Origin of the sequence: Enterobacter cloacae complex sp. P13B (genome assembly GCF_014895915.1) — a bacterium.
GTDB lineage: Bacteria > Pseudomonadota > Gammaproteobacteria > Enterobacterales > Enterobacteriaceae > Enterobacter > Enterobacter bugandensis.
Map to the genome: position 1 here is coordinate 53,396 of NZ_JADBQN010000003.1, position 12,631 is coordinate 66,026.

Annotated in this window: 12 protein-coding genes; 6 read left to right on the plus strand and 6 right to left on the minus strand. The window is 55.8% G+C overall.

Going from position 1 to position 12,631, the window contains the following annotated elements:
• The first annotated feature begins 227 nt into the window (after window positions 1–227).
• Together mltA and tcdA are read left to right on the plus strand one after the other, a co-directional pair.
• On the plus strand, window positions 228–1,325 hold the full coding sequence (gene mltA / locus IM273_RS01355; RefSeq protein ID WP_028014275.1) for a murein transglycosylase A: 1,098 nt from the start codon (window positions 228–230) through the stop codon (window positions 1,323–1,325).
• Window positions 1,326–1,400: 75 nt separating this feature from the next.
• Window positions 1,401–2,207: a tRNA cyclic N6-threonylcarbamoyladenosine(37) synthase TcdA gene (gene tcdA, locus IM273_RS01360; RefSeq protein ID WP_045261323.1), complete on the plus strand. Its 807-nt coding sequence runs from the start codon at window positions 1,401–1,403 to the stop codon at window positions 2,205–2,207.
• Here tcdA and csdE read toward each other — a convergent pair.
• Together csdE and csdA are read right to left on the minus strand one after the other, a co-directional pair.
• Window positions 2,198–2,644, minus strand: coding sequence for a cysteine desulfurase sulfur acceptor subunit CsdE (gene csdE, locus IM273_RS01365; RefSeq protein ID WP_045261322.1), 447 nt, complete (start codon window positions 2,642–2,644; stop codon window positions 2,198–2,200). The genes tcdA and csdE overlap by 10 nt on opposite strands.
• Window positions 2,644–3,849 carry a cysteine desulfurase CsdA gene (csdA, locus tag IM273_RS01370; protein ID WP_193050591.1) on the minus strand — a complete coding sequence of 402 codons (1,206 nt, stop codon included), beginning with the start codon at window positions 3,847–3,849 and terminating at the stop codon, window positions 2,644–2,646. The genes csdE and csdA overlap by 1 nt, the downstream gene beginning before the upstream one ends.
• 192 nt (window positions 3,850–4,041) lie before the next feature.
• On the opposite strand from csdA, the gene IM273_RS01375 reads away from it, so the two are divergent.
• From IM273_RS01375 to rlmM, 4 genes are all read left to right on the plus strand, one after another.
• The gene (locus IM273_RS01375; RefSeq protein ID WP_008499648.1) at window positions 4,042–4,269 is read left to right on the plus strand and encodes a YgdI/YgdR family lipoprotein; all 228 of its coding nucleotides are present in this window, start codon (window positions 4,042–4,044) and stop codon (window positions 4,267–4,269) included.
• 349 nt (window positions 4,270–4,618) lie between these two features.
• Window positions 4,619–5,536, plus strand: a complete 918-nt coding sequence (gene gcvA, locus IM273_RS01380; protein ID WP_014885066.1) for a glycine cleavage system transcriptional regulator GcvA — start codon at window positions 4,619–4,621, stop codon at window positions 5,534–5,536.
• A 39-nt stretch (window positions 5,537–5,575) separates the two neighbouring features.
• Window positions 5,576–5,971, plus strand: coding sequence for a DUF423 domain-containing protein (locus IM273_RS01385; protein ID WP_193050590.1), 396 nt, complete (start codon window positions 5,576–5,578; stop codon window positions 5,969–5,971).
• Window positions 5,964–7,064, plus strand: a complete 1,101-nt coding sequence (gene rlmM, locus IM273_RS01390) for a 23S rRNA (cytidine(2498)-2'-O)-methyltransferase RlmM (protein WP_193050588.1) — start codon at window positions 5,964–5,966, stop codon at window positions 7,062–7,064. The genes IM273_RS01385 and rlmM overlap by 8 nt, the downstream gene beginning before the upstream one ends.
• Before the next feature lie 62 nt (window positions 7,065–7,126).
• On the opposite strand, the gene xni is transcribed toward rlmM, so the two are convergent.
• From xni to ppnN, 4 genes are all read right to left on the minus strand, one after another.
• Window positions 7,127–7,882 (minus strand): flap endonuclease Xni, encoded by a 756-nt coding sequence (gene xni, locus IM273_RS01395; protein WP_028014270.1) that lies wholly within the window; start codon window positions 7,880–7,882, stop codon window positions 7,127–7,129.
• A 112-nt stretch (window positions 7,883–7,994) separates the two neighbouring features.
• The gene (gene sdaB / locus IM273_RS01400) at window positions 7,995–9,362 is read right to left on the minus strand and encodes an L-serine ammonia-lyase II (protein WP_028014269.1); all 1,368 of its coding nucleotides are present in this window, start codon (window positions 9,360–9,362) and stop codon (window positions 7,995–7,997) included.
• A 65-nt stretch (window positions 9,363–9,427) separates the two neighbouring features.
• The gene (locus IM273_RS01405) at window positions 9,428–10,723 is read right to left on the minus strand and encodes an HAAAP family serine/threonine permease (protein ID WP_028014268.1); all 1,296 of its coding nucleotides are present in this window, start codon (window positions 10,721–10,723) and stop codon (window positions 9,428–9,430) included.
• A gap of 514 nt (window positions 10,724–11,237) precedes the next feature.
• On the minus strand, window positions 11,238–12,602 hold the full coding sequence (gene ppnN, locus IM273_RS01410; RefSeq protein ID WP_023309027.1) for a nucleotide 5'-monophosphate nucleosidase PpnN: 1,365 nt from the start codon (window positions 12,600–12,602) through the stop codon (window positions 11,238–11,240).
• Window positions 12,603–12,631: the final 29 nt, after the last annotated feature.

Here is a 12,631-nt window from a genome sequence, read left to right on the forward strand (position 1 = left end):
AGGCTGCTCCACCCCGCGTCCGTGGAAGCGCACTATACTCGGATAGGTTTGTGATGCAACCCCTTTTTCACATAAATCATTAACTTTGTATGTAAAGTGAACGGCATTGCGACATTTAGACTATTTTTTGCTCTGAATTTGCCAAAGGGCATGCGATCGCATTTCATTCGCTTTGTCGGTTTGTTATCTTCATCACGCGGAAATGGTCAACTTAAAGACGAGATATAATGAAAGGACGTTGGGCGAAGTATCTGATGGCGGGCGCAATGGTAGCGATTCTTGCGGCCTGTTCTTCCAAACCGACCGATCGCGGTCAGCAGTATAAAGACGGGAAGTTATCCCAGCCTTTCTCTTTAGTTAATCAGCCTGACGCCGTTGGCGCGCCGATCAACGCCGGTGATTTCTCCGAGCAGGTCTACCAGATCCGCAACGCGTCGCCGCGTCTGTATAGCTCACAGAACAATGTTTATAGCGCGGTACAGGACTGGCTGAAGGCGGGCGGCGATACGCGCAACATGCGCCAGTTTGGTATTGATGCCTGGCAAATGGAAGGGGCGGATAACTACGGCAACGTCCAGTTCACCGGCTATTACACGCCCGTGGTTCAGGCGCGACACACGCGCCAGGGCGAGTTCCAGTACCCTATCTACCGTATGCCGCCAAAACGCGGCCGTCTGCCGTCCCGCGCCGAAATCTACGCCGGTGCGCTGAGCGAAAACTACGTCCTGGCCTACAGCAACTCCCTGATGGATAATTTCATCATGGACGTGCAGGGCAGCGGCTACATTGATTTTGGCGACGGTTCACCGCTTAACTTCTTCAGCTATGCCGGGAAAAACGGCCATGCCTACCGCAGCATCGGTAAGGTGCTGATTGACCGCGGCGAAGTGAAAAAAGAAGATATGTCGATGCAGGCGATCCGCGAGTGGGGCGAAAAGCACAGTGAAGCCGAGGTGCGCGAGCTGCTGGAGCAGAACCCATCGTTCGTCTTCTTCAAGCCGCAAAACTTCGCGCCGGTGAAAGGGGCCAGCGCCGTGCCGCTGATTGGCCGCGCGTCGGTGGCATCGGATCGTTCTATCATTCCTGCGGGTACCACGCTGCTGGCGGAAGTCCCTCTGCTCGACAACAACGGCAAGTTCAACGGCAAATATGAGCTGCGTCTGATGGTAGCCCTGGATGTGGGCGGAGCGATTAAGGGCCAGCACTTTGATATCTATCAGGGCATTGGCCCGGATGCCGGTCACCGTGCAGGCTGGTATAACCACTACGGACGCGTATGGGTGCTGAAGGCCGCGCCGGGCACCGGAAACGTATTCAGCGGCTGATTGTGGTATTCTGAGCGCAATACGGATTACTGTTCAGGGTGAGGAAAACCTCACCCTTTTTACATCTGAGGTTTTATGTCTGTGGTAATCAGCGATGCCTGGCGCCAGCGTTTTGGCGGCACGGCACGTCTCTATGGTGAAAAAGCCCTGCAGCTGTTTGCGGATGCGCACGTCTGCGTCGTGGGCATTGGCGGTGTCGGCTCCTGGGCGGCGGAAGCGCTGGCTAGAACCGGGATTGGCGCAATCACGCTGATTGATATGGATGACGTTTGTGTGACCAACACTAACCGTCAGATCCACGCCCTGCGTGATAACGTCGGCCTGGCGAAGTCCGAGGTGATGGCGGAGCGCATTCGTCTCATCAATCCGGAGTGTCGGGTGACGGTGATCGACGACTTTGTGACGGCAGATAACGTCGCGGAGTACATGAGCAAAGGCTACAGCTATGTGATTGACGCCATCGACAGCGTGCGGCCTAAAGCGGCGCTGATCGCATACTGCCGTCGTTACAAGGTGCCGCTGATCACGACCGGCGGCGCGGGCGGGCAAATCGATCCCACGCAGATCCAGGTTGCCGATCTGGCGAAAACCATTCAGGATCCGCTGGCTGCCAAGCTGCGTGAACGCCTGAAGAGCGACTTCAATGTGGTGAAGAACAGCAAGGGCAAGCTGGGCGTCGACTGCGTGTTCTCCACCGAAGCGCTGGTCTACCCGCAGGCGGATGGTTCAGTTTGTGCGATGAAAAGCACGGCGGAAGGGCCAAAACGCATGGACTGCGCGTCAGGCTTTGGAGCGGCCACCATGGTAACCGCCTCTTTTGGCTTTGTGGCGGTCTCTCACGCCCTGAAGAAGATGATGGCGAAGGCGGAACGTCAGGCCTGAGCCTGACGTGCGGCGTCCAGCACCGCGTCGCTGAGCGCGATCAGGCCCTGACCGCGCGAGGCGCTAAGCTGCGCGCGCAGCCCCAGCTCGTCGAACAGCGCCAGCGGCGAGCGCGTTAACAATTCCGCCGCGCTTTTCCCCTCAATAGCGGTTAACAGGACCGCCAGCAGGCCCCGGACGATGCGCCCTTCGCTGTCGCCGAAGAAATGCAGCTTCTCGCCGGAGACGCTCACGCCCAGCCAGACGCGGTTTTCACAGCCCGCAATCTCTTTCGCCTGCGCTTTAAGATCGTCGGAAAGAGCTGGGAGCTGTTTACCCAGCAGGATCAGCTGACGATATTTATCTTCCCACTGCTGGAGCGGGGCGAAGGTCTGTTTTAAGGTCTCTTCAGTGATGACCGTGCCAAACGGATGTCCGGCTAAAGCAGCGCTAGTCATTAATCCACCAGTATTTCAAGGGCGCGGTCAATGGCGCTAACCAGCGCATCGACATCGCTTTGGGTATTATACGGCGCAAACGAGGCGCGCAGCGTACCGCTGACGCCGAGCGCCGCCAGCAGCGGCTGGGCGCAGTGCTGTCCGGCGCGCAGGGCAATGCCGTACCCGGCCAGCAGCGTCACCATATCGCTATGATGCACACCAGCAAAATCAAAGGCGAGCAGGCTGGAATCCTGAACGCGGAACGAGCGGAAACCCGGGCGTTTTTTCAGTTCTTCCTCAGCCAGCGTCGCCAGCCCTCGGCTCCAGCTTTCCGCCTGAACCACGTCCGTTTCCGCCAGCCATTCAAGTGCGGCGCTCAGGCCGATGACCCCGGCCACGTTCGGCGTGCCCGCTTCCAGACGGTAAGGCACCTCCTGCGTTTTAAAACCGTCGAAGGTCACTTCGGTAATCATTTTGCCGCCGCCGAGCCACGGCGTCATTTTTGCCAGCAGTTCTGGCTTACCGTACAGCGCGCCAATCCCGGTTGGCCCGTAGAGTTTGTGCCCGGAGAAGGCGTAGAAGTCGATATCCCGCGCCTGCACATCAGCGGGGAAATGAACCACGCCCTGAGCACCGTCGACCATCACCACCACGCCGCTGGCATGGGCAATCTCAATGGCGCGAGCCAGATCCGGACAGCCGCCGGTGACGTTGGACATCTGCCCCAGCGCCAGAATACGGCTGCGGGGGGTAATCAGCTCAGGGAGACGGGCCACGTCAGGCAGAAAGTCTGCACTCAACGGGAGCTTAATAACGCGCGCGCCCGTTTGCTCAGCCACCATCAGCCACGGCACCAGGTTAGCGTGGTGCTCTGCTTCGCTGACAATGATCTCGTCCCCTGGCTGCAGCAGCGGGCGGGCATAGCACTGGGCCACCATATTGATGGCTTCAGTCGTACCGCGCGTCCAGACGATATTTTTCCCGCTTTCGGCATTGATCAGGCGTGCAACCTGATCGCGTGCGGCTTCATAGCGCGCGGTCAGGCGCTGCGCTTCGGCAAACTGGCTGCGATGTACGTTGCCGGCGCTCAGGCTGTAGAACTGCTGCGTGGCCTCGATCACCGCCTGGGGCTTCAGGGCCGTGGCGGCGCTATCAAGATAAATACCGGCATCGGCCAGCGCCGGAAACTGTGCGCGAAACTGCGCAGGACTGAAAGCGTTCATGGAATTCCTCGTGTCGATAGAGAGATCGTCGCGCAATTTCAGCGGCAGGGCAAGGAGGTTGATATCTATCAGATTTGTCTGCTTATCCTGGCGACCTCGAAAAAGCAGGTTATGCTAAATAGTGTTAGGCGGATGTTTTAGCCTGTTATAAATCGAGGTTTGAATAGCATTAATTGCTAAAGGAGAATAATCATGAATAAGACAGCTGCAATCATTTCTGCCTGTGCGTTTACTTTTGCCCTGAGCGCCTGTTCTGGTAACAACTACGTGATGCACACAAACGATGGTCGTTCTATCGTTTCGGAAGGGAAACCGACTACCGATAACGATACCGGGATGATTTCGTACAAAGATGCTAACGGGAACAAGCAGCAGATCAACCGCACGGACGTGAAAGAGATGAAAGAGATCGAGCATTAACCGATCGCAGGCGAAAAAAAAGCACCGCAAATTGGCGGTGCTACATTAATCACTATGGACAGACAGGGTAAATGTACAGGAAGTGAAAAATTGGTAGCGTTGCTACCGTGGTCTGAATCGCAGACCAATTGCAAACACAACAACACAACATCACAACCGTAAGCCAAAAGCCCTTCAGAACACGCATTCCGAAAAAAGCTCTTCGTTCCGGCTCAGGAAGTGCCGCCACTATAGGTATTTGCTGGTAGTTCCTCAACGGACAAATTATAATGGCTCAGATAAAAAAAACTAATAGGTTAAACGTTGTTTCCTGTTTGTTAAATTCCGTTAACATCTAAGCCAGATAACCATGTCAAAGCGATTGCCACCCCTTAATGCATTACGCGTTTTTGATGCAGCAGCACGTCACCTGAGCTTCACCCGTGCGGCAGATGAGCTTTTTGTGACACAGGCCGCAGTAAGTCACCAAATCAAGTCCCTGGAGGATTTCCTGGGCCTTAAGCTGTTCCGCCGACGCAATCGTTCCTTGCTGCTGACCGAAGAGGGGCAGAGCTATTTTCAGGATATTAAAGAGATTTTTTCCCAGCTCACGGAAGCCACGCGTAAGCTGCAGGCCCGCAGTGCAAAAGGTGCCCTGACTGTTAGTTTATTGCCCAGTTTTGCCATTCAGTGGTTGGTGCCAAGACTCTCAAGCTTTAACTCAGCTTATCCGGGGATCGACGTTCGAATCCAGGCGGTGGATCGTCAGGAAGACAAGCTGGCCGATGATGTGGATGTCGCCATTTTTTATGGTCGCGGCAACTGGCCGGGCTTGCGTGTCGAGAAATTATACGCAGAATATCTGCTGCCGGTCTGTTCGCCTCTGCTTTTAACAGGCGACAAGGCGCTGAAAACACCCGCTGACCTGGCGCAGCATACGCTTTTACATGATGCCTCTCGCCGCGACTGGCAAACTTATACCCGTCAATTAGGTCTTAGTCATATAAACGTGCAGCAGGGCCCCATTTTTAGCCATAGTGCGATGGTGCTACAGGCTGCCATTCACGGACAGGGCGTGGCGTTGGCGAACAACGTGATGGCGCAGTCCGAAATTGAGGCAGGCCGTCTGGTTTGCCCTTTTAATGATGTACTGGTCAGCAAGAATGCATTTTATCTGGTTTGTCATGACAGTCAGGCAGAACTGGGTAAAATAGCCGCCTTCCGGCAGTGGATACTGGCGAAAGCGGCAAGCGAGCAAGAAAAATTCCGCTTCAGGTATGAACAATAACGTTTGTGTGCCGGGCACGCATTAATTCAGGACTTAAACATGACCAGCCGATTCATGCTGATTTTTGCCGCGGTGAGTGGCTTTATTTTTGTTGCACTGGGCGCCTTTGGCGCGCACGTATTGAGCAAGTCTTTGGGCACCGTCGAGATGGGCTGGATCCAGACCGGCCTTGAATACCAGGCGTTTCATACGCTGGCTATTTTTGGGCTGGCGGTAGCGATGCAGCGCCGGATAAGCATCTGGTTTTACTGGAGTAGCGTATTTATGGCGCTGGGTACCGTGCTGTTTAGCGGCAGCCTTTACTGTCTGGCCCTCTCGCATTTGCGCCTGTGGGCGTTTGTTACACCTGTCGGCGGCGTGAGCTTCCTGGCGGGTTGGGTATTAATGTTTATCGGAGCTATCCGTCTGAAACGCAAGGGCGTTGTTCATGAATAAGGTTGTTTTATATTGTCGCCCGGGGTTTGAGAAAGAGTGCGCCGCGGAAATTACCGATAAAGCGGCGAAGCGCGAAGTCTTCGGCTTTGCTCGCGTAAAAGAAAATGCGGGTTATGTGGTATTCGAATGTTATCAGCCTGAAGACGCCGACAAGCTGGCACGCGGGCTGCCGTTCAGCTCGCTGATCTTCGCCCGCCAGATGTTCGTCGCGGGTGAGTTGCTGAAAGATCTTCCGCCGGAAGATCGCATCACGCCGATTGTGGGCATGCTACAGGGCGTGGTGGAGAAGGGCGGCGACCTGCGCGTTGAGGTTGCCGATACCAACGAAAGCAAAGAGCTGATGAAGTTTTGCCGTAAGTTCACCGTGCCGCTGCGCGCAGCGCTGCGTGACGCGGGCATACTGACAAACTACGAAACGCCGAAGCGTCCGGTGGTGCATATCTTCTTTATCGCACCGGGCTGCTGCTATGCGGGCTATTCGTACACCAATAACAATTCGCCATTCTTTATGGGCATCCCGCGCCTGAAGTTCCCGGCAGATGCGCCGAGCCGTTCAACCCTGAAGCTGGAAGAGGCGTTTCACGTCTTTATCCCGGCAGATGAGTGGGACGAGCGTCTGGCTAACGGCATGTATGCCGTCGACCTTGGCGCGTGTCCGGGCGGCTGGACCTATCAGCTGGTGAAACGCAACATGTGGGTGTCGTCTGTGGATAACGGTCCAATGGCGCAAAGCCTGATGGACACCGGACAGGTCACCTGGCTGCGAGAAGACGGTTTCCGCTATCGCCCAACCCGCAACAACATCTCGTGGATGGTGTGCGACATGGTGGAGAAGCCGGCGAAAGTGGCCGCGCTGATGGCCTCCTGGCTGGTGAACGGCTGGTGCCGTGAGACAATTTTCAACCTCAAGCTGCCGATGAAAAAGCGCTACGAGGAGGTATCCCAGAACCTGGCCTATATTCAGGCACAGCTGGATGAGCACGGTATTAACGTGGAGATCCAGGCGCGTCAGTTGTACCACGACCGCGAAGAGGTGACGGTACACATCCGTCGCTGGTGGGCGGCTGTAGGCGGACGTCGCGACGAGCGATAGTGCGTGCTTTGTTTTGCCCGGTGGCGCTGCGCTTACCGGGCCTACAAAACGGTGTTGACGTTTTAACGTTCTAACCGCAACTGCTGTAAATTCCCGTCCAGCTGTAAATCTGTCTGTAGCGTCGCCACCTCGCGGCAGATAAACGCCATCTCTTTATGCGCCTCCAGCTTCTTGCGCCACTTTTCTGGCACCTCATCCAGACGGGCGTAAATCCCTTCCAGACTCTGAAAATCGGTCAGCAACTGGGCGGCGCTCTTTGGTCCAATACCGGCGACACCCGGAACCTTAGAGCTGCTGATGCCTGCCAGACCCCAATAATCCGGCAGTTGCTCAGGCAAGACGCCGAACTCGCTGGCAATAAACGGCGCGTCCAGCCAGCGTTTTTGAAAATAGTCGCGAATGCGGATAGTTGGGGAGAGCAGCTGGCAGTAGCCTTTGTCAGTTGAAACGATAGTGGCCTGATGCCCGGCACTTGCCACTTTTACGGCCAGGGTGGCCGCGAGATCGTCGGCTTCATTGCCCTGTGCACCCCAGCAGGGGACGCCACGCTGCTCAAAGGCGGCACGCAGAGCGGGCATTTCGGCATGGAGATCGTCCGGCATCGGCGCGCGTCCAGCCTTGTAGTCGGGCAGGCGCTGATGTCGCCAGCCGCTGTTGCGCGCTTCGTCATCAAACACGGCCACGACGTGCGTCGGCTCGCTGTGGCGAATAAGCTGCTCCAGCGCGTGCAGGCAGGTGTCCTTGCAGGGCGTGCCTTGTACCGCATGGATTCGGCGAATCAGATTGAGCGCGTCGACGATAAGCAAATGAACAGCCACAGATATTCTCCCTTAAATCTAATGGGTAAAGGGTATCACTGTCGGCAGGATGAAACGAATAGCGTGAGGGAAAACAGGAAGAAGCCTCGCAAAACGAGGCTTCCTGAGAGGCTTAATCGCAGGTTACGATCTTCATCGCCAGGCCGCCGCGAGAGGTTTCGCGGTATTTGGCGTTCATATCTTTACCGGTTTCGTACATGGTTTCGATAACTTTATCGAGACAGACGCGCGGCTCACTGGTGCGGCGCAGCGCCATACGCGCCGCGTTCACCGCCTTGACGGAGGCGATGGCGTTACGCTCGATGCACGGCACCTGTACCTGTCCGGCAACCGGATCGCAGGTTAGCCCCAGGTTATGTTCCATGCCGATTTCCGCAGCGATGCAGACCTGCGCCGGGCTTGCGCCCAACAGCTCCGCCAGGCCCGCCGCCGCCATGGAGCATGCCACGCCGACTTCGCCCTGACAGCCTACTTCCGCACCGGAAATGGAGGCGTTCATTTTATACAGAGAACCAATCGCGCTGGCGACCAGCAGGTAGCGCGCCAGGGAGTTAGCGTTCACTTCACGGATAAACTTGTCGTAGTACGCCAGCACGGCCGGAACGATACCGCAGGCACCGTTGGTTGGCGCCGTGACGACGCGGCCCCCTGCGGCGTTCTCTTCGTTCACCGCCAGGGCGAACATGTTGATCCAGTCGACGACGGCCATCGGGTCCGTTGTCGTTTTGTCGGTGCTCACCAGCATACGACGCAGCGCCGCCGCACGACGCGGTACGCGAAGCTTGCCCGGCAGAACGCCTTCGGTGGTGATCCCGCGCTCAATGCCGCCGCGCATCACTTCCCAGACGCTAGCGAAGTGCTGTTCCAGCTCCTCTTTGCTGTGAAGGGCCAGCTCGTTTTTCATCATCAGGCCAGAGAGGGAAAGCCCCGTCTCCTGACAGTGGCGCTGGAGATCTGCCGCGGTTTTGTACGGATACGGCACCTCAACAGAAGAGGTGGTGGTTTGACCAAAGTGATCTTCGTCGACGATAAAGCCGCCGCCGATGGAGTAATACGTCTGGCTGTAAACCGCTTTGTCGCCGGCCAGCGCGGTAATGCGCATGCCGTTTTCGTGCAGCGACAGGTTGTCCGCATGGAAATTCATGCAGTGGTCAACCGGGAATTCAACCTCATGCTCACCGTTTGCCAGCAGCAAACGACCGTGGGTGTTCACGTCCTGGATGAAGCCAGGGATCGCGTCAATATCAACGGTATCCGGCAGATTTCCCGCCAGACCCATGATAATGGCGATATCGGTATGGTGGCCTTTCCCGGTCAGGGAAAGCGAGCCGTACACATCGACAACCACGCGGGTGATGTCGTGCAGAATGCCGCGTGCAATCAAGTCATCCGTGAACTGCTTACCGGCTTTCATTGGTCCGACGGTGTGAGAGCTGGAAGGACCAATACCGATTTTGAAAATATCGAATACGCTAATCATGATGCGTCCATTGCTTTCAGTCAGAGGGGGAGGAGTGCGCCGCCCGAAGGCGGCGCGGGCGTTCATCAGAACATGGTGTACAGGGAGTAGAAGATCGCAGAGATAGCGATAAGGCCCATGATAACCACAAACACGTTGCTGACCTGGCCGCTGTACTTGCGCATGGCAGGCACTTTCTGAATTGCGTACATCGGCATCAGGAACAGAATCATCGCGATAACCGGGCCACCCAGGGTTTCAATCATGCCCAGGATGCTTGGGTTCAGGGTCGCTACCGCCCAGGTGGTGAGCAGCATGAACAGTGCAGTGATTTTGTTCAGCTTGTTGATTTCAATGCTCTTGCCTTTACCGCGCAGAGATTTAATCACCATACCGTTGAAGCCTTCACGCGCGCCCAGATAGTGGCCCAGGAAGGATTTGGTGATGGCGATCATCGCGATGATCGGTGCCATCCACGCAATCAGCGGTGCGTTAAAGTGGTTCGCCAGGTAAGACAGAATAGAGATGTTCTGTTCTTTCGCTGCCGCCAGGTCCGCCGGGGAGAGGCTCAGTACGCAGCTGAAGACGAAGAACATCACGGTCAGCACCATCATCACGTGAGCGCGGGCCAGGATGCTGGAGCACTTCTTCTCTGCACCATTACCGTACTCTTCGCGTTTCGCCACGGCGAAAGAGGAGATGATTGGGGAGTGGTTGAAGGAGAAGACCATTACCGGGATCGCCAGCCACAGGGTCATCAGCAGGCCGTTACCGGTCGCAGACGCGCTGCTCAGGGACAGGGTTTCCAGCGCTGCACCGTTCCACTGTGGGATCAGGTAGCAGGCCAGCAGCATCAGCGCAGCCACAAACGGGAAGACCAGCACGCTCATGGCCTTAACAATCATCTGCTCGCCGAAGCGCACGATGGTCATCATGCCGACGATCAGGATCAGAGACAGAATGGCACGCGGTGGCGGCGTCATGTGCAGCTGGTGCGTCATGAAGCTTTCAACGGTGTTGGTGATCGCCACGCTGTAGACGAGCAGGATTGGGTAAATCGCGAAGAAGTAGAGCAGGGTAATCAGTTTACCTGCGCCAACGCCGAAATGTTCTTCAACCACTTCGGTGATGTCTTCGCCCGGGTTTTTACCGGACAGCACGAAGCGGGTCAGCCCGCGGTGTGCGAAGTAGGTCATCGGGAAGGCGATGATGGCCATGATGATCAGCGGAATCAGACCGCCGACGCCTGCGTTGATAGGAAGGAACAGTACACCAGCGCCGATTGCCGTGCCGTAAAGGCCCAGCATCCACATGGTATCCGTTTTGCGCCAACCACTTCGGGATTCAATCGAAGCAACGGTGCTGGTTTGAGTGGTTTCCATCTGTATCTCCTGGAGGAAGCAAATTGTCAGGTTTTTAGTCAAATCCGATGAAAAAGTGCCTGACGGTAATATGAAATTCGTTCAGTGACGGTTTTTTAATAATTTTCGCCCGTAACTATTGGCGGGCGGAAAGATACATTCTCGTTATGAATCTATCAGTGATCGCGATCCCAAATGCAATAATCCACTTATGATGTGGGCATCTTTAGACCATTTATCTGTTAAAAAAACATCAAAGAGAATTTACGGGCGCGAAGGCTACCATCAACGACATGTGGGCTAAAAGAGCGGCCAGCAATATAGGTGTCTTCCGCTGTAAAGATATGGGTTTTTAGGATTTTCTTGCGGGTAATTTAGTTTAAGGCTGATAAATTACGGTTGTTAAATGGAGGTAATCGATTGCGTTCGCCGTAAGTTTGTTTAAGTTATAAGTGAGGCCTATGAATTGATTCGCTAATAAAAAAGCCGGGACCCGCTACAGGGTGCCCCGGCTTTGAGAAGAAGAAACTGAGCGTTACGTGCAGATTTCGTAGCACGGAATGTAGGCTGAACCCGGCAACTTCATGCGGTGTTGAGCCACAAAGCCCTGAAGCATGTCGTCCATACGGCGCATCATCTCCGGGTCGCCGTGGATCTTGTACGGACCATACTGCTCAATCGCGCGGATGCCCATCTCCTTCACGTTGCCCGCCACAATCCCGGAGAAGGCGCGACGCAGGTCGGCGGCCAGCACTTCCACCGGCTGGTCCGGGTAGAGTTTCAGGTTCGCCATATTTTCATGGGTCGGCTCGAACGGGATCTGCAGGTCAGGCGCAATACGGATTGACCAGTTAAAGCTGTACGCATCACCGGTATCACGACGATTCTCTTTCACCAGCGGCATCGCTTTTTTCATCTGGCGTGCCACTTCCGCCGCATCATCAATGATGATGCGATAGTGACGACGCGCGGCTTCTCCCAGCGTATGCACGATAAACTCGTCCAGCACGCGGAAGTAGTCGGCGCTCTCTTTCGGGCCGGTCAGGATCAGCGGCAGAACCTGATCTTTGTTGGCCGGGTTCATCAGAATCCCCAGCAGATAGAGCAGCTCTTCCGCCGTTCCCACGCCGCCCGGGAAGATGATAATCCCGTGAGCGATACGAACAAACGCCTCAAGACGCTTCTCGATATCCGGCATGATAATCAGCTCATTGACCAGCGGGTTAGGCGGCTCAGCGGCGATGATTGACGGCTCGGTCATGCCGATAAACCGCCCCTCTTTGTAACGCTGTTGCGCATGACCCACGGCTGCACCTTTCATTGGTGCTTCCATTGCACCCGGACCACAGCCGGTACAGATATTCAGCTCGCGCAGGCCAAGCTGCGTTCCGACCCGACGGGCATAGAGATATTCGGTTTCGTTAATCGAGTGGCCGCCCCAGCAGACGACCATGTTTGGTGCTTCGCCAACGTGCAGGGCGCGGGCGTTGCGCAGAATAGAGAACACCAGGTTGGTGATATGAACGGAGCTTTCCAGGTCGAGATGCTGGAAGCGGCCCGCGTTGTGAATCTGCCCGTTAACAAACAGGATGTCGCGCAGGACGGCAAACAGGTTGGCCTGAAGGGAACGAATGATACGTCCGTCGACAAAGGCCTCTTCCGGCGGGTTGATCACTTCCAGTTTCACGCCACGCTCGCGGCGCAGCACGTTAATATCAAAGCTTTCGAAGCGGGACAGCAGTTCTTTACTGTTATCTGTCAGGCTTCCGGAGTTCAGTACGGCAAGTGAACAGTTACGAAACAGTTGATAAAGATCGCTGCTGGCCGTGCGTTTAAGCATGTCCACTTCCAGCTGCGACAACATATCCATTGAGCCAAGCGGGCTAATATGTGTAATCAAGTGAGCTCCTTATGGGACGATTATCGTCA

Excerpts from the sequence above, each read along its gene's own strand:
- gcvA (WP_014885066.1), top strand. The coding sequence starts at position 4,619 with ATGTCAAAGCGATTGCCACCCCTTAATGCATTACGCGTTTTTGATGCA.
- mltA (WP_028014275.1), top strand. The coding sequence starts at position 228 with ATGAAAGGACGTTGGGCGAAGTATCTGATGGCGGGCGCAATGGTAGCG.
- tcdA (WP_045261323.1), top strand. The coding sequence starts at position 1,401 with ATGTCTGTGGTAATCAGCGATGCCTGGCGCCAGCGTTTTGGCGGCACG.
- sdaB (WP_028014269.1), bottom strand. The coding sequence starts at position 9,362 with ATGATTAGCGTATTCGATATTTTCAAAATCGGTATTGGTCCTTCCAGC.
- csdE (WP_045261322.1), bottom strand. The coding sequence starts at position 2,644 with ATGACTAGCGCTGCTTTAGCCGGACATCCGTTTGGCACGGTCATCACT.
- rlmM (WP_193050588.1), top strand. The coding sequence starts at position 5,964 with ATGAATAAGGTTGTTTTATATTGTCGCCCGGGGTTTGAGAAAGAGTGC.
- csdA (WP_193050591.1), bottom strand. The coding sequence starts at position 3,849 with ATGAACGCTTTCAGTCCTGCGCAGTTTCGCGCACAGTTTCCGGCGCTG.
- IM273_RS01405 (WP_028014268.1), bottom strand. The coding sequence starts at position 10,723 with ATGGAAACCACTCAAACCAGCACCGTTGCTTCGATTGAATCCCGAAGT.
- IM273_RS01385 (WP_193050590.1), top strand. The coding sequence starts at position 5,576 with ATGACCAGCCGATTCATGCTGATTTTTGCCGCGGTGAGTGGCTTTATT.
- IM273_RS01375 (WP_008499648.1), top strand. The coding sequence starts at position 4,042 with ATGAATAAGACAGCTGCAATCATTTCTGCCTGTGCGTTTACTTTTGCC.